General features: G+C 55.8%; 15 protein-coding genes and 2 tRNA genes. 4 read left to right on the forward strand and 13 right to left on the reverse strand.

Translation table 11 applies throughout. The annotated features are described in order from the left end of the window. Positions 1-2 precede the first annotated feature (2 nt). From FHC48_RS19575 to dnaQ, 7 genes are all read right to left on the reverse strand, one after another. Positions 3-944 carry an ABC transporter permease gene (locus FHC48_RS19575; RefSeq protein WP_220420573.1) on the reverse strand — a complete coding sequence of 314 codons (942 nt, stop codon included), beginning with the start codon at positions 942-944 and terminating at the stop codon, positions 3-5. An 18-nt stretch (positions 945-962) separates the two neighbouring features. After that, entirely contained in the window at positions 963-2,477 is a 1,515-nt protein-coding gene (locus tag FHC48_RS19580; protein ID WP_023343412.1) for an ABC transporter substrate-binding protein, read from the reverse strand. A gap of 2 nt (positions 2,478-2,479) precedes the next feature. Continuing rightward, the gene (locus FHC48_RS19585; protein ID WP_059364046.1) at positions 2,480-3,562 is read right to left on the reverse strand and encodes an ABC transporter ATP-binding protein; all 1,083 of its coding nucleotides are present in this window, start codon (positions 3,560-3,562) and stop codon (positions 2,480-2,482) included. After that, positions 3,559-4,572, reverse strand: a complete 1,014-nt coding sequence (locus FHC48_RS19590; protein ID WP_059364047.1) for an ABC transporter ATP-binding protein — start codon at positions 4,570-4,572, stop codon at positions 3,559-3,561. The genes FHC48_RS19585 and FHC48_RS19590 overlap by 4 nt, the downstream gene beginning before the upstream one ends. Then, positions 4,569-5,288: a FadR/GntR family transcriptional regulator gene (locus FHC48_RS19595; RefSeq protein WP_021242871.1), complete on the reverse strand. Its 720-nt coding sequence runs from the start codon at positions 5,286-5,288 to the stop codon at positions 4,569-4,571. Before FHC48_RS19595 ends, FHC48_RS19590 begins: the two co-directional genes overlap by 4 nt. Before the next feature lie 386 nt (positions 5,289-5,674). Continuing rightward, positions 5,675-5,751 (reverse strand) — tRNA-Asp (locus FHC48_RS19600). Positions 5,752-5,883: 132 nt separating this feature from the next. Continuing rightward, complete coding sequence (gene dnaQ, locus FHC48_RS19605) at positions 5,884-6,615, reverse strand: DNA polymerase III subunit epsilon (RefSeq protein WP_072253893.1); 732 nt, start codon at positions 6,613-6,615, stop codon at positions 5,884-5,886. 64 nt (positions 6,616-6,679) lie between these two features. On the opposite strand from dnaQ, the gene rnhA reads away from it, so the two are divergent. Further along, the gene (gene rnhA, locus FHC48_RS19610; RefSeq protein ID WP_008500276.1) at positions 6,680-7,147 is read left to right on the forward strand and encodes a ribonuclease HI; all 468 of its coding nucleotides are present in this window, start codon (positions 6,680-6,682) and stop codon (positions 7,145-7,147) included. On the opposite strand, the gene FHC48_RS19615 is transcribed toward rnhA, so the two are convergent. Continuing rightward, positions 7,148-7,864 carry a class I SAM-dependent methyltransferase gene (locus FHC48_RS19615; protein WP_059364050.1) on the reverse strand — a complete coding sequence of 239 codons (717 nt, stop codon included), beginning with the start codon at positions 7,862-7,864 and terminating at the stop codon, positions 7,148-7,150. Between the two features lie 32 nt (positions 7,865-7,896). On the opposite strand from FHC48_RS19615, the gene gloB reads away from it, so the two are divergent. Further along, positions 7,897-8,655 carry a hydroxyacylglutathione hydrolase gene (gene gloB / locus FHC48_RS19620; RefSeq protein ID WP_059364051.1) on the forward strand — a complete coding sequence of 253 codons (759 nt, stop codon included), beginning with the start codon at positions 7,897-7,899 and terminating at the stop codon, positions 8,653-8,655. A 68-nt stretch (positions 8,656-8,723) separates the two neighbouring features. Next, positions 8,724-10,088, forward strand: a complete 1,365-nt coding sequence (gene mltD, locus FHC48_RS19625; RefSeq protein ID WP_023293221.1) for a murein transglycosylase D — start codon at positions 8,724-8,726, stop codon at positions 10,086-10,088. A 52-nt stretch (positions 10,089-10,140) separates the two neighbouring features. On the opposite strand, the gene FHC48_RS19630 is transcribed toward mltD, so the two are convergent. The 3 genes from FHC48_RS19630 to FHC48_RS19640 all read right to left on the reverse strand — a co-directional run bounded on the left by FHC48_RS19630 (position 10,141) and on the right by FHC48_RS19640 (position 13,103). After that, the gene (locus tag FHC48_RS19630) at positions 10,141-10,914 is read right to left on the reverse strand and encodes a class I SAM-dependent methyltransferase (protein ID WP_021242866.1); all 774 of its coding nucleotides are present in this window, start codon (positions 10,912-10,914) and stop codon (positions 10,141-10,143) included. Between the two features lie 76 nt (positions 10,915-10,990). Then, positions 10,991-11,791 carry an endonuclease/exonuclease/phosphatase family protein gene (locus FHC48_RS19635; protein ID WP_025912579.1) on the reverse strand — a complete coding sequence of 267 codons (801 nt, stop codon included), beginning with the start codon at positions 11,789-11,791 and terminating at the stop codon, positions 10,991-10,993. Between the two features lie 136 nt (positions 11,792-11,927). Then, positions 11,928-13,103, reverse strand: a complete 1,176-nt coding sequence (locus FHC48_RS19640) for an MFS transporter (RefSeq protein WP_032674203.1) — start codon at positions 13,101-13,103, stop codon at positions 11,928-11,930. Positions 13,104-13,207: 104 nt separating this feature from the next. On the opposite strand from FHC48_RS19640, the gene yafC reads away from it, so the two are divergent. Continuing rightward, positions 13,208-14,113, forward strand: a complete 906-nt coding sequence (gene yafC / locus FHC48_RS19645) for a DNA-binding transcriptional regulator YafC (RefSeq protein WP_059364052.1) — start codon at positions 13,208-13,210, stop codon at positions 14,111-14,113. 29 nt (positions 14,114-14,142) lie between these two features. Here the strand turns inward: yafC and dkgB are convergent, their stop codons facing one another. Then, positions 14,143-14,946, reverse strand: a complete 804-nt coding sequence (gene dkgB, locus FHC48_RS19650) for a 2,5-didehydrogluconate reductase DkgB (protein WP_045335355.1) — start codon at positions 14,944-14,946, stop codon at positions 14,143-14,145. A gap of 160 nt (positions 14,947-15,106) precedes the next feature. Then, positions 15,107-15,183 (reverse strand) — tRNA-Asp (locus FHC48_RS19655). Positions 15,184-15,213 lie beyond the last annotated feature (30 nt).

Raw genomic sequence — 15,213 nt, forward strand, 5'->3', positions numbered from 1 at the left:
CGTTAGCCTCGCATTTTCGGGTTGATAAGGACGTAAAGCACGTCGGCCAGCAGGTTGAGCATCAGGAAGCAGATGGCGACGATCAGCACCACGCCCTGCACCACCGCGTAATCACGGTTAAATACCGAATCGACGATCATCTTGCCGAAGCCCGGAATGGTGAACACCTGCTCGGTCAGCACCGCGCCGCCCAGCAGTTCGCCAAACAGCAGCGTGGTGAGGGTAATCACCGGCACCAGCGCGTTGCGAAAGGCGTGCTTTAAGATCACCGCCTTCGGCAGCAGCCCTTTCGCCCGCGCGGTGCGGATGTAGTCCGCCTTCAGTACCGCAATCATCGAGGCGCGGGTGTGGCGCATCAGCGTTGCCGCCAGGCCGGTTCCGAGCACGGACGCGGGCAGCAGCAGCGTGCGCAGGTTCTGGAGCGGATCTTCACTGAACGGCACGTAGCCGGACGCAGGGAGCCACTGCAGGTTTACCGAAAAGACCAGAATCAACAGGATCCCCAGCCAGAAGTGCGGGATCGAGACCCCCGAGATCGCCACGAAGTTCGCCCCGTGATCGACCCAGCTGTTTTTGTTCACCGCCGCGAGGATCCCCATGCTGATGCCAAACACCAGCGCGATAATCATCGCCAGCAGCGACAGCTCAAGCGTCACCGGTAGCTTGCTGGCAATCAGCTGCGTCACCGGCTCGTGCGTGCGTAAGGAGACGCCCAGATCGCCCTGCAGCGCCCGCGTCAGCCAGTGGAAATACTGCACCGGGATCGGGGCATCGAGGTTCAGCTCCGCACGCAGCTGAGCGATGACCGCCGGGTCGCGCTCCTCGCCTGCCATGGCGATCAGCGGGTCGCCGGGCAGCAGCTTTTGCAGCCCAAACACCATCATGCTCACCAGCAACAGCGTCGGGACGGCCAGCAGCAGACGTTTGCAAATCAGTTCCAGCATGGGCTCTCCTCAGGACACTTATTTCGCAAGCGTCAAACCGGCCAGACGCACGATGCCGTCCGGGTACGGCTTAAAGCCCTGCACGCTTTTGTTCAGGCCAAAAATACGCGGCTCGAAGTAGAGGTAGGCAATCGGCATGTCGGTTTGCAGCTGCTTCACCACCTTGTCGTACAGCGGCTGGCGCGCGGCCTGGTCGGTACTCTGGCGCGCTTGGGTCAGCCACTCATCAACCTGCGCGTTGCTGTAGCGGCCGTCGTTCAGGGTGCCTTTGCTGTTGATAAAGCCGTAGATGCTGCCGTCCGGATCCGGGCGCCCCGACCAGCCGGAGAAGCTCAGCTGATAGTCCCCGCTCTGCTGGCGGTCCAGCAGCGTGGCGAATTCGGTCATCTGCAGGTTCAGGTTAAAGCCTGCCTCGGCGACCATCGCCTGCAGCACCTGCCCCACCTGCTGCGAGGTTGGGTTGTTCGGCACCAGCAGGTTGACGGTCAGCGGCGCGGTGACGCCTGCCGCTTTGAGCAGGGCTTTGGCTTTATCGACGTCACGCGGCGGGACCGGCAGGTTGACGTGATACGGACTCACCGTCGAAAACGCCTGGTTGGCTGGCGTATACAACCCTTCAAAGACCACCTGGTTTAGCGCATCGCGGTCGATGGCCTGAGAAAACGCCTCTCGCACTCGAGCGTCCTTGAACGGATCGTTGGCGGGCACCTTGCCGTTATTGATGTTGAAAGTGATGCCCTGATAGCCCAGACCGGTCACCTTCGCCAGCGCCAGCTTGCTGTCGGCTTCGACGGTTTTAACGTCGCTGGCAGCAATCCCTTCGGTCAGATCAAGATCGCCCGCGCGCAGGTTCGCGAGGCGCACGGAGGCATCCGGGATCGGCAGATAGATAATTTTGTCAAAGTGGTAGGCGTCTTTGTTCCAGTAGTTGTCGAAGCGGGTCAGAACGATGCGGTCCTGGGACACGCGGCTGTCGAATTTATACGGGCCGGAACAGACCGGATGGGCGGCAAAGTCAGGCTTTTTTGCCGCTTCAGGGGCCATCATCGCGCCCGCGCGGTCGGTGAGCTGCATCAGCAGTGCCGCATCCGGCGTCTTCAGGTGCAGGGCAATCTGCATCGGACCGGTGACCTCGACCGATTCAACGGAGGAGATCTCGCTTTTACGCAGGGAGCCTTTTAAGGTCAGGGCGCGGTCGAGGTTGTATTTTGCCGCGGCGGCATCGAATTTCTCACCGTCGTGGAAGGTCACGCCTTCGCGCAGGTTGAGCGTCAGGGTTTTACCGTCGTCACTCCACGCCCAGTCTTTGGCCAGACCGGGGACGACCTTCAGGTTTTCATCCACATCCACCAGCCTGTCGCACAGGGAGGCAAAGACGAAGCGGCCATAGTAGGTGCGCGCCAGATGCGGGTCGAGCATGTCCGGGTCAGCCCCCAGGCCAATACGCAGCACGCTTTCAGAATGGGCGGGCAGCGCCGCGCCAAGCAACATAACACTTCCCAGTACGGTCAAAAGAGAATTACGCATTGTCATTATCATGAGTTCCTTGAAGGAAGGGACGAGTGGGTGGCCGCGTGTTCAAACAGCGCGCGGCGGCGCAGAAAAGCAGCGGATGGCGGTGCGATCTGGATAACGCTGCGATCGCGGTTGATCTCCTGCCAGCGATGACAGGCAACCTGACGCCCGCCGTCGAGCACCTGATTAATCGGCTCGACCTGACGGCATTCGTCAGTGACGTACGGGCAGCGGGTGTGGAAACGGCAGCCGGACGGCGGACTGGCCGGGTTCGGTAAATCCCCCTGCAGCAGCGGCGCGTCGCGTTCAGCGCCCGGCTGCATCTGCGGCGCCGAGGCGATCAGCGCCTGGGTATAGGGGTGCAGCGGTGCGTCAAAGATCTCATCGACGCTGGCAAGCTCGACGATTTGCCCGAGGTACATGACCGCCACGCGGTCGCTCATATGGCGAATAACAGCCAGACCGTGGGCGACAATCACCATCGTCAGCCCCAGCTGGTGCTTCAGGCTTTCCAGTAAATTGACCACCTGCGCCTGCACCGACACATCCAGCGCGGATACCGGCTCATCGCCCAGCAGCAGCTTTGGTCCTGAGGCCAGCGCGCGCGCAATGCCGATACGCTGGCGCTGCCCGCCGGAAAACTCGTGCGGGTAGCGCCCGGCCCAGGCGGCGGGCAGGCCCACGGTCTTAAGCAGTTCGGCAACGCGGTACTGCCGGTCCCCTTTCTTCATGTTCTGGTGCAGCCACAGCGGCTCACCGACGATCTGCTCCACCGTCATGCGCGGATTCAGCGAGGCAAAAGGATCCTGAAAGATGATCTGCAGCTCGCGCCGGAGCTGGTTCAGACGGGCGCCTGTGGCGTGGGTAATTTCCTCCCCCTGATAAAACACGCGTCCTTCGCTGGCGGCCAGCAGACGCAGCAGCAGACGGCCAAGGGTGGATTTCCCGGAGCCGGACTCGCCGACAATCGCCAGCGTTTCGCCCGGCATGACGGCAAGCGACACGCGATCGACCGCCGTCACAAACCGGGCGGGGGTAAAGAGTTTTTTCGGGCCGGGGAAAAGCTTGCTGAGATCCCGAGCTTCCAGAATGGGCGTGGTCATGCGGTCTCTCCCAGGGCGATGTGGTGTTCGAGCGGCACGCGGAAGCAGGCAACCCGATGGCCCGCGCCGAGCGTGGTGAGCGGCGGTTTTTCGTCATGGCAGCGCGACTGCGCAAACGGGCAGCGCGTTGCGAAACGGCAGCCTTGCGGCATGGATTCCGGCAGCGGGACCGATCCGGGAATAGTGGAAAGCGGGCCCTTGCGTGCGCTAAGGGAGGGGATCGAGCCCATCAGGCCGATGGTGTACGGGTGCTGCGGGTCGGCAAATATCGCCTCGACGCTTCCCTGCTCTACCACCTGTCCGGCATACATCACCGCCACCTGCTGCGCCACTTCGGCCACCACGCCTAAATCGTGGGTGATCATCAGCACCGCCGTGCCGGTTTCCTCTTTCAAGGTGTTGAGCAAGGCGAGGATTTGCGCCTGGATGGTGACGTCGAGCGCGGTGGTGGGTTCGTCGGCAATCAGCAGTTTAGGGTGGTTGATCAGGGCCATGGCAATCATCACGCGCTGGCGCATGCCGCCGGAAAGCTGGTGCGGATACGCCTTGAGGCGCATCTCTGCTGCCGGAATCTGCACTTTCTCGAGGATCTGCAGCGCGATCTTCATCGCCTCTGCGCGCGAGACGTCCTGATGACGCATAACCGCCTCGCTCAGCTGATCGCCCAGCGTAAACGCCGGATTGAGCGAGGTCATCGGCTCCTGGAAAATCATCGCCAGCTCGCTACCGCGCAGATCGGCATATTCCCGCGGCGAGAGCTTGCGCAGATCGTGGCGACGAAACTGCATCTCCCCGCTGACGATCCGTGCGCTGGCGGGCAGTAACCCCATCAGCGCCAGGGAGGTGATACTTTTCCCACAGCCGGATTCTCCCACCAGCGCCAGCGTTTCGCCCGCCCTGACGGTCAACGAGATACCGTCAAGCACGCTTACCGGCGAGCCCGCGAACGTAACGTTGAGGTTTTTTACTTGCAATACGGGCGTGGCGTCCTTTAAGGGGATTGTCGTCATGGCGTGAAGTCGTCCTCGAGGTGGATCGCCTGAATCAGGGCGGTTTGCAGGCTGAGCAGGTGTTCGCGCATCGCGGTCGCGGCCTCGTTAGGCTGGCGATGGATAATGGCAGCCATGATCTTGTGGTGGTGGTCGTTATAGCTATCGACACGCTCGGGGGTGCGTGCCAGCTCGCGCAGATGCTGCCAGCCCGGTTCACGCCGCACGGCATCAATGGCATCAAACAGGCCGAGCATCAGGCGGTTGCCAGCCGCTTCCGCAATGGCGCGGTGAAAGGCGCTATCCCACAGTTCGTTGAGATCGCGGTCATCCGGGCTGACCTTGTCGATGCGTTCCAGCATGCGCTGCATGAGCGCGAGGTTTTCCCTGGTGGCACGCAGTGCCGCAAGCCGGGCTAAGCCGGGTTCGAGCTGCAGACGAGCTTCCATCACTTCCAGAAGGTTGGTTTGCTGAACCAATCCCTGAAGGGCCAGCGGTTCAACGGGTGCAGCCGGGCCGATAAAGGTCCCTTTGCCCTGCTTACGCCAGATGCGCCCCTCTTCTTCCAGCACGTCCAGCGCGCGACGCACTTCACGTCGTCCTACGCCGAGTGTGTCCGACAGCTCACGTTCCGTGGGCAGTGGAGTGCCTGGTGTTGACTCGTGCTGGTTGATTAGCCCGCGCAGCTGTTCAAGCGCGGTGCTGGAATTTGCCAGAAACCGTGACGGTTTTTCCATATTGGTTCGCTCGCTTTCATCATTGCTTTATTTTTATTAACGATAAGTTATTGATATGGAATGACGCTTATCGTGCTAATGATTAAGCAATAACCAAACCAATCTGCAATTGGTTCAGTAATTTTTTGCATAGCGGGTTATAAGCAGATGATTCTGTATGAATTCTTTTTTACAGAGAGACACAATCTGACTCGTGCCTGAATAGCCGGTGGTGGAAAAACGCACAATAACAGTGCAAAGAATGCACTAATGATGTGCAATTGTTAATTAATTGCACTATTGATATTAACTTTTTGTTAACTACAAGTCAGAAGAGAGGGAATGGAATCACAGCTGGCTGAAACGACGAAGGCCTGAATCATTTCTGATTCAGGCCTTCTGAATAGTGGCGGAACGGACGGGACTCGAACCCGCGACCCCCTGCGTGACAGGCAGGTATTCTAACCGACTGAACTACCGCTCCACTGTTCCCGTTTGGGGAACGAGGCGCATATTACGGTGCGCCTCCGATCTCGTCAACGCTTTTTCTCGCGTTTTGAATCGTTTGCTGCAAAAATCGCCCAAACGATGTTTTTACAGGCATTCCGGCGTTTTTTCAGGCACGCCAGAGACAGCTGCCGCCCTTCTTCTGCACCAGATCAAGACGGGATTCGTGGTTAAGCAGCTCTTCATCACTGGCTAAAACAACCCGCAGCCGGCTTGCCTGACGGACGACACGCAGAATACCCGCTTCGCCCTGCGTTTGCTGCGACTCATTTTCCATACTGAACTTCATAGACGTCTGCCCACCGGTCATCGTCAGATAGACATCGGCGAGGATCTGGGCATCGAGCAACGCCCCGTGGAGCGTTCGTTTGGTATTATCTATCTCGTAGCGCGAACACAGTGCATCCAGGCTGTTACGCTTGCCGGGGAACATTTTCCTCGCCAGCGCCAGACTGTCTGTCACCTTACAGAAGGTATTCGTCTTCGGGATATCACGATTAAGCTTGCTGAATTCATAATCCATAAAGCCGATATCGAACGAGGCGTTATGGATAACAAGCTCAGCGCCCCTGATGTATTCCAGGAATTCATCAGCCACGTCCGCAAAAGTCGGCTTATCCAGCAAGAACTCATCGGCAATACCGTGAACGCCGAACGCTTCGGGATCCACCAGCCGATCGGGCTTGAGATAGACGTGGAAGTTGTTCCCCGTAAGACGACGGTTCACCACTTCAACGGCACCGATCTCAATGATCTTATGCCCTTCGTAGTGCGCGCCGATCTGGTTCATACCGGTGGTTTCGGTATCGAGGACGATCTGGCGAGTAATTGCAGTGCTCATAGCGGTCATTTATGTCAGACTTATCGTTTAACTGAACGTTTCAAATACAGGAAGTCTACCAGAGATGCGTAAACAGGTAGAAATTTTCACCGATGGATCTTGTCTCGGCAACCCGGGTCCCGGCGGCTACGGCGCGATTATGCGTTATCGCCAGCATGAAAAAACTTTTAGCGAAGGCTATTTTCTGACCACCAACAACCGGATGGAGCTCATGGCGGCCATTGTGGCGCTGGAGGCACTAAAAGAACATTGTGACGTGGTGTTAAGTACCGACAGCCAGTACGTTCGTCAGGGAATTACCCAGTGGATCCATAACTGGAAAAAACGCGGCTGGAAGACTGCTGATAAGAAACCGGTCAAGAACGTCGATCTCTGGAAACGGCTTGATGCCGCCCTGGGCCAGCACCAGATTAAGTGGGAGTGGGTTAAAGGGCACGCCGGTCATCCGGAAAACGAACGCTGTGACGAACTGGCGCGTGCGGCAGCCGCTAACCCTGCGCATGAGGACGCGGGCTATCAGCCTGAATCCTGATCAGGGCTTTCTGTACTGCCGCGTGGCGCCAACGGTCTGGCGGATCGGCGTTTTCGATTTGCTCTGCTTCATGGGATTAAGCGTAAGGGGAATGGTTCGCTTACGCGCGACGATAAACTGCATGCAGCCTAAAGCAGGCAAATGCGTGCTCAACAAGACGCCCCCCTGCCGTGCCCAGGGCAGCACCTGAAAGCCGCCGTAGCAGAGCACTTCGAAGTTAAGCAGTGACAGCCAGTCGAGCTGGCGCATCATGGTGAACATCCGGCTGTTGTAAGGCCGCGTCCGGCGCAGCACCGGTACCAGCTTTCGCAGGCCCATCAGGCTCAGCGGGTTGAATCCGCTCAGCACCAGCCAGCCGTCATCAATCAGCACGCGATCGGCTTCGCGAAGCAGACGGTGCGGATCGCTGCACCAGGGTAACGTATGTGCGAGCAAACACGCATCAACGGATTTTTCCGCAAACGGCAGATGTAAGGGGTCTGCTTTCACCTGAACCGGCGATCCGCCGAGAGAGACGTTCACCTGATGCGAGATAGCGCAGCTTTCGGTATTGATTTCCGCGCTGAGATTGCCAATCTTAAGCAGGTGAAAGCCATACATTTTCGCGAGCCAGGGCTTCAGCTGTTGCTCTAACGCCTCGCGATAGTATTCACCCCAGGGCAGTTCCGCCCAACGTTCCGGTGCTGCGACAGTCTGAGGTATCCTTGCCGGTTTCATCAACACACCCGCCACGCTATAAGAGGTAATGTATGAATCTTATCAGTATTTCTGCTTTTGAGGACAATTACATCTGGGTTTTGGTTGACGATGAACGTCGATGCGTCATTGTCGATCCCGGAGAATCCGCCCCCGTATTGCGCGCAATAGAAGAGAACGGCTGGCAGCCGGAAGCCATTCTGTTGACGCATCACCATAACGATCATACGGGCGGTGTACCTGAACTGCGTACCCATTTTCCGCATGTTGTGGTTTACGGACCGTCAGAGGCACAAGATAAGGGTGTCACGCAAGTAGTCGAAGAAGGCGAAAAAATCCTCATACGTGAGTGGGAGTTTTCCGTATTTGCCACACCGGGTCACACTTTGGGACATCTGTGTTTCTACAGTAAGCCTTATCTTTTTTGCGGTGACACGCTGTTCTCAGGGGGCTGCGGAAGGTTGTTTGAAGGAACACCAGCGCAAATGTATCAGTCTTTACAGAAGATTAACGCATTACCCGATGACACCGTTATGTGTTGCGCACATGAGTATACATTAGGAAATATGAAGTTTGCCGTCAGCCTGTTGCCTGAGGATCGGGCGATTCAGGATTATTATCACAAAGTGAAGGAGTTACGTGCAAAAAACCAAAACACACTCCCCGTAATTCTGAAAAACGAGCGCCAAATTAATTTATTTTTGCGAACAGATGATGTTGATTTAATTAGCAAAATTAACCAAGAAACAAATTTGCAACAACCAGAACAGCGATTTGCATGGTTAAGGTCAAAGAAAGATAACTTCAGATAATTGCTGGTTGCCTTTTCAAAAATTCGCCGTTATCATCGCTCGTCTTTTAAGCAACTATTGACACACACATGAAGGCAAAAGCGATATTACTCGCCTCTGTCCTGCTTGTAGGTTGCCAGTCGCAGAACGGCAGCAACGTACAACAGCACGCACAGAGCCTTTCTGCAGCTGGTCAAGGGGAAGCAGGGAAGTTTACAAGTTCGGCGCGCTGGATGGACGATGGGACATCTTTCGCGCAGGAGCAAGACTTGTGGACCTCTATTGGCGACGAGCTAAAGATGGGAATTCCGGAAAACAGCCGGATTCGCGAACAGAAACAGAAGTATTTAAGTAATAAGAGCTATCTCCACGATGTAACGTTACGGGCAGAGCCGTATATGTACTGGATAGCCGGGCAAGTTAAGAAACGTAACATGCCTATGGAGCTGGTACTCCTACCCATAGTGGAGAGCGCTTTTGACCCACACGCGACGTCTGGCGCCAATGCCGCAGGCATTTGGCAGATCATTCCGAGCACCGGGCGAAACTATGGTCTGAAACAGACCCGCAACTATGATGCGCGTCGCGATGTTGTCGCTTCAACGACAGCCGCTCTCGACATGATGCAACGTCTGAACAAGATGTTTGACGGCGACTGGCTGTTAACGGTCGCAGCGTACAATAGCGGCGAAGGTCGTGTACTGAAGGCAATGAAAGCGAATAAAGCACGGGGTAAATCCACCGATTTTTGGTCGCTCTCACTGCCACAGGAAACAAAGATTTACGTACCGAAAATGCTGGCTTTGAGCGATATTCTCAAGAACAGCAAGCGTTACGGTGTACAACTGCCAACACCAGACGAAAGTCGTGCACTGGCGCGTGTTCGCCTCAGCAATCCGGTTGATATTCAACAGGTTGCTGATATGACGGGTATGTCGGTAAGTAAATTGAAAACCTTTAATGCTGGCGTTAAAGGCTCAACGCTGGGGGCGAGTGGCCCGCAGTATGTAATGGTTCCGCAGAAACATGCTGAGCAGTTACGTGAGTCTTTAGCTTCGGGTGAAATCGCCGCCGTTCAGTCAACGCTGATCGCGGATGCATCATCAGTTAACAGCCGCAGCTATAAGGTTCGTTCAGGTGATACGCTTTCGGGCATTGCGTCACGTCTTGGCGTGAATGCGAAAGATCTGCAGCAGTGGAATAACCTGCGCAGTTCAGGCCTGAAAGTGGGTCAAACTCTGACGGTGGGTGCAGGTAGCAGCGCACAGCGTCTCGCCAGCAACAGCGATAGCATTACCTATCGCGTGCGCAAGGGGGATTCGCTGTCCAGTATCGCAAAACGTCACGGCGTGAACATCAAAGATGTGATGCGCTGGAACAACGATACTGACAATCTGAAACCGGGCGACCAGCTGACGCTGTTTGTGAAGAACAGCGCGACGCCAGACTCCTGATAACACGACCGAAAGATAAAAAGGCACCGATTCCCCTCGGTGCCTTTTTTGTTTATCCCGCTTTTTGCGCTTCCGCCATGATGGTATCGCTGGTAAATGAACCATCGTCCTGCAGTTCAAAGTACGCCTTCACCTCTGCCGACGCGCTCTCCTGATACAGCCTGATAGCCTGGCTTAATGCTTCCGGGGTGCGCATACGCGCAATCCACGAGCTAAACTCCAGCGGTAAACGGTCTGTGATTAACGATCGCGCGATCAGCCCCGCTTCCGTGATAAGCGATAACCACTCTCCGCTGGCGTAGTTTTGCACATGGGAGGTGTCGCGCAGCGCTTCCACCGTCTGCAGCCAGATATTACGTACCGGATGCCCAGGTGACATGACATCCATAATAATGAAGATGCCACCCGGCTTCAGAACGCGTTTGGCTTCGCGTAATGCCTGGCCAACATCATGCCAGTGGTGCGCGGAATAACGGCTGATCACCACCTCAAACGAGGCATCATCAAAAGGTAAGGATTCGGCATAGCCCTGGCGCGTATCGATGTTGCCCAGTCCCTTCGCTTTCGCCGCTTCAGCAACCACCTCCAGCATCTGGCTGGATAAGTCATATGCGGTTACGTGCGCCACCTGCTGCGCAGCCGTGAAGCTGGCATGCCCTGCCCCACAGCCTAAATCCAGCACGTGCGCCTGCGGGAATGCCGACAGGCGCTCACCGAGGCGTACCAGATCGCGACCTGAAGCGTGCACGGCGCTGCTCAGATAGGCATTTGCCTGAGAACCAAACTGTTTTTCTACGTTGTCATGATGGGAGTGTGTTGTTGTCATCGTACTGTCCTTTGTGGGTTAAAAATAGAAGGGCAGCACCCGCGCAGGTCTGCCCCACGGCAGACCTGACACACCATTATTTATCAGGTTTGCCGGGACTGAATTCGACTAGTAGAGGGTTATGATCGGAGGCGCGCGTCACCAGCACAGAGGCGTCGTGCACGCTTAAACCACGGTAGAAGACAAAATCGAGAGGACGACCAAAGGCTTTTTTGCGCTGGTCATCGCTAAAACGGACTTCACGCAGCGACATTTCGCGCGCAAAGCGGTACAGCGCATTCATGCGCGGGCGACTCCAGGCATTGAAATCACCGGCCATAATGATCGGCCCACTGTGATGCGCAATCTGATCGCCGATCGGAAGTAACTGCTTACTATATACATCCACGCCCAGGCTGAAGTTTACCGCGTGGATATTCACGACCATCAGCATACGGGTATCCGGCAGTGGATAGACCGTCACCAGTGCCGATTTCGCCAGACGCAGGATAGGCTCGCGTTCGCGCAATGGACAACAATAGACCGGATGTGCTGCTGAAAGCGTCATCACCCCCGAGGGGTGCTGAGGCAGAACAAAGGCCGGTACCTGGTCGGCGGCAAGATAGTGAGTGGTGGCAAACCGGACCAGCTCAGGGGTGGTTTGCGCTTCCTGGAGCAGAACCAGATGGGCATCTTTGCCAAAATTCTTGAGTACCGATAACCACTCCGCACGCTGCTGCTTAAAGATATTCCACACCAGTACGCGGATTTTTTCATCACTGCTTAACGGTGTGCCGGCGGGTAATGCCTGACTGATGCTCGCAAACGACCCCGGAGGCAAGATCCTCTCCGCGGGCATTCCGGCAACATAACGCATGGCATAGGTATTTTTTCGCACTTTTGGAAACAGCCTCTGTAACATGAACCAGTCCGGAAAACGGACTGGTTCTAATGTTATAGGGACTTTAGGTCACACTTTCAACGCAATTTCTGAGAAACCGCTTTCCAGTTTTGTAAGCCAGCGCTTACTGATGTTACCCCAGCGCAACGCGGGCTGGCTTATCCAGACGTCCGCTCAGGCCAATCAGCAGGAAGGCGATCAGGACAATCACCGCGCCAATCCACGGGGTCTGGGTCAATCCGAAGTGCTCGACGGTTTGTCCGCCAATAATAGAACCCAGCGCAATACCAATATTAAATGCGGCAATGTTCAGCCCCGATGCCACGTCCACCGCATTTGGCGTATAAAGCTCGGCTTTCTGTACAACGTAGACCTGAAGCCCTGGCACATTACCAAAAGCGAAGATCCCCATGACCAGTACCGTGACCAGCGCGGCGTACTGTATCGAGGCGGTGAACTGGAAAATCATCAGCAGAACAACCAGCGCGGCGAAGATGAATTTCAGCGCCGGTACCGCACCATGCTTATCCGCAAGCTTGCCGCCCCAGATATTGCCAATCGCAACGGAAATACCGTACCCCAGCAAGATCCAGCTCACGGCGTTGGGAGAGAAGCCCGCCAGGTCCTGCATCATCGGTGCCAGGAAGGTAAAAGCAGTGAATACGCCACCATAGCCCAGCGCCGTAACCGCGTAGATGATCAGCAAACGCGGATGCGTAAGTACCTTCAGCTGATCGCTCAGGCTAGCGCTGGCCCGGCCTGGAATATTCGACGGCACCAGCAGCAGGCTGGTCACCAGGGCAATGACGCCCAGTAGGGAGACGGCCAGGAACGTTTCACGCCAGCCGAAGTGTTGTCCGATAAACGTGCCCAACGGTACGCCCGTAACGAGTGCAACGGTCAACCCACCGAACATGATCGCAATGGCGGATGCCGCTTTCTCTTTGGGTACCAGGCTGGTTGCAATAGTAGAACCAATCGAGAAGAACACCCCGTGAGCAAGGCCGGTCAACAGCCGAGCGATGACCAGCGTGGTGTAGTCCGGCGCCTGCCAGGCCAGCACGTTGCCGGCGGTGAACAGCACCATCAGTGCAACTAACAGCTGCTTACGCGGAAAGCGTCCGGTCAGGGCCGTCAGGACTGGCGCACCGACAGCAACGCCCAGGGCGTAGATGGACACCAGCAATCCGGCGGAGGGCAGCGAGATCGCAAGCTGGTTAGCAATGGTGGGAACCAGTCCCACGATAACAAATTCGGTCGTGCCAATTGCGAAGGCACTGATCGTCAGGGCAAGTAGCGCCAGTGGCATAAAATACTCCGTATCATCAGGATTAAGATGACAGGCAGTATGCGCCAGTGCTTAAATAACAAAAATGGTCAAAATCTCAATAGAATTTTGCGGGTGGTGCAACAATGAAAGCAACGTCAGAAGAGCTGACAATCTTTGTCGCCGTGGTTGAAAGCGGCAGCTTTAGCCGCGCTGCCGAACAGCTGGGACAGGCTAACTCAGCCATCAGCCGCTCGGTAAAAAAGCTGGAGATGAAGCTTGGGGTGAGTCTGCTCAACCGAACGACGCGGCAGCTGAGCCTGACGGAGGAAGGTGAGCGTTATTTTCGCCGCGTGCAGTCGGTACTGCAGGAGATGGCCGCAGCAGAGACCGAGATGATGGAGACCCGCAGCACGCCGCGTGGGTTACTGCGCATTGATGCAGCCACGCCGGTTGTGCTGCACTTTCTGATGCCGCTAATCAAACCTTTCCGTGAACGCTATCCGGAGATGACGCTCTCTCTGGTCTCGTCCGAGACGTTTATTAACCTCATCGAGCGAAAGGTAGATGTGGCGATCCGGGCGGGAACCCTGACGGATTCCAGCCTGCGGGCCCGCCCGCTGTTTGCCAGCTACCGTAAAATTATCGCGTCGCCACAGTATATTGCTGAACATGGCAAACCGGAGACGGTTGAGGAGTTGAAACAGCATTTGTGTCTGGGCTTTACGGAACCCGTCTCGCTAAATACCTGGCCCGTCGCCTGCCCTGACGGTCAGTTGCATGAGATCACCTGCGGGTTGTCGTCCAACAGCGGGGAGACGCTGAAGCAATTGTGTCTTGAAGGCAACGGTATCGCCTGTTTGTCTGACTATATGATTGATAAGGAGATTGCGCGGGGTGAACTGGTGGAATTGATGGCCGATAAACGCCTGCCAGTCGAAATGCCTTTTAGCGCGGTGTATTACAGCGACAGAGCGGTGAGTACGCGCATTCGTGCCTTTATCGATTTTCTGAGTGAACATATAAAAACAGCTCCCGGAGGAGCTGTGTGAGGGTTCAGGTTACAGAGGGTGGGTCAAACTTAATCCCAGTTTGGCGCTAAGCCTTCCGGGCTGACCAGGCGATCGTTGCACTCCAGGGCTGCGATCGCTTTTTTATCGTCAGCATCCAGATGAAGATCCATTGCTAACAGGTTGCTCGCCAGGTTTTCACGCTTAGTGGATGATGGGATCACGGCATAACCTTCACCCATTGCCCATGCCAGAATGACCTGCGCAGCCGTCGCATTATGCTTCTCGGCGATACGGATAATCACCTCATCTTTCAGCGCCTTACCGTAGGCCAGCGTCATGTATGAGGTGATGTGGATCCCATGCTGTTTTGCCCAGTCCACCACTTTGCGGTTTTGCAGATATGGAGAGAGCTCAATCTGGTTGGTTGCAATATTTTCTGCGCCAACAGCAGCAATGGCTTTTTCCATCAGCGGGATCGTGAAGTTGGAGATCCCAATTTCGCGGGTTAAGCCCTGCTTTTTCGCTTCCAGCAGCGCCTGCATGAATTCTTCCACAGAGACGGCATCGTTCGGTGATGGCCAGTGGACCAGCGTCAGATCCACGTAGTCAGTACGCAGTTTTTTCAGGCTCTCTTTCAGGCTTGGGATCAGCTTGTCTTTGCTGAGATTCTCAATCCAGATTTTCGTGGTAATAAACAGCTCATTACGCGGTACACCGCTCTCTTCGAGAGCTTGCCCAACGGCAGCTTCGTTTTCATAGATCTGCGCCGTATCAACAGCACGATAGCCCAGTTCGAGTGCGGTTTTAACTGATGCGATAACAACGTCGTCTTTCAGGCGGAAAGTGCCCAGACCAAATGCAGGGAGAGTCATACTATTCCTCAATCATTATGTTCGTAAACTGAGGACGATTATCGCTGGCGGTGTTATAGAGAAAAAGATCGCAAAATGCAGAGGATTTTTGCTGATTTCGCAATAATTAAACGTCAGATAAGAAAAAAGCCCTGAGCTAATGCTCAGGGCTTTTAATAAGTGGCGGAACGGACGGGACTCGAACCCGCGACCCCCTGCGTGACAGGCAGGTATTCTAACCGACTGAACTACCGCTCCACCGAAGACTGCTTGTAACCACCGGATTAA

Origin of the sequence: Enterobacter sp. EC_50, assembly GCF_019584525.1 — a bacterium.
Taxonomy (GTDB): Bacteria; Pseudomonadota; Gammaproteobacteria; order Enterobacterales; family Enterobacteriaceae; genus Enterobacter; species Enterobacter roggenkampii.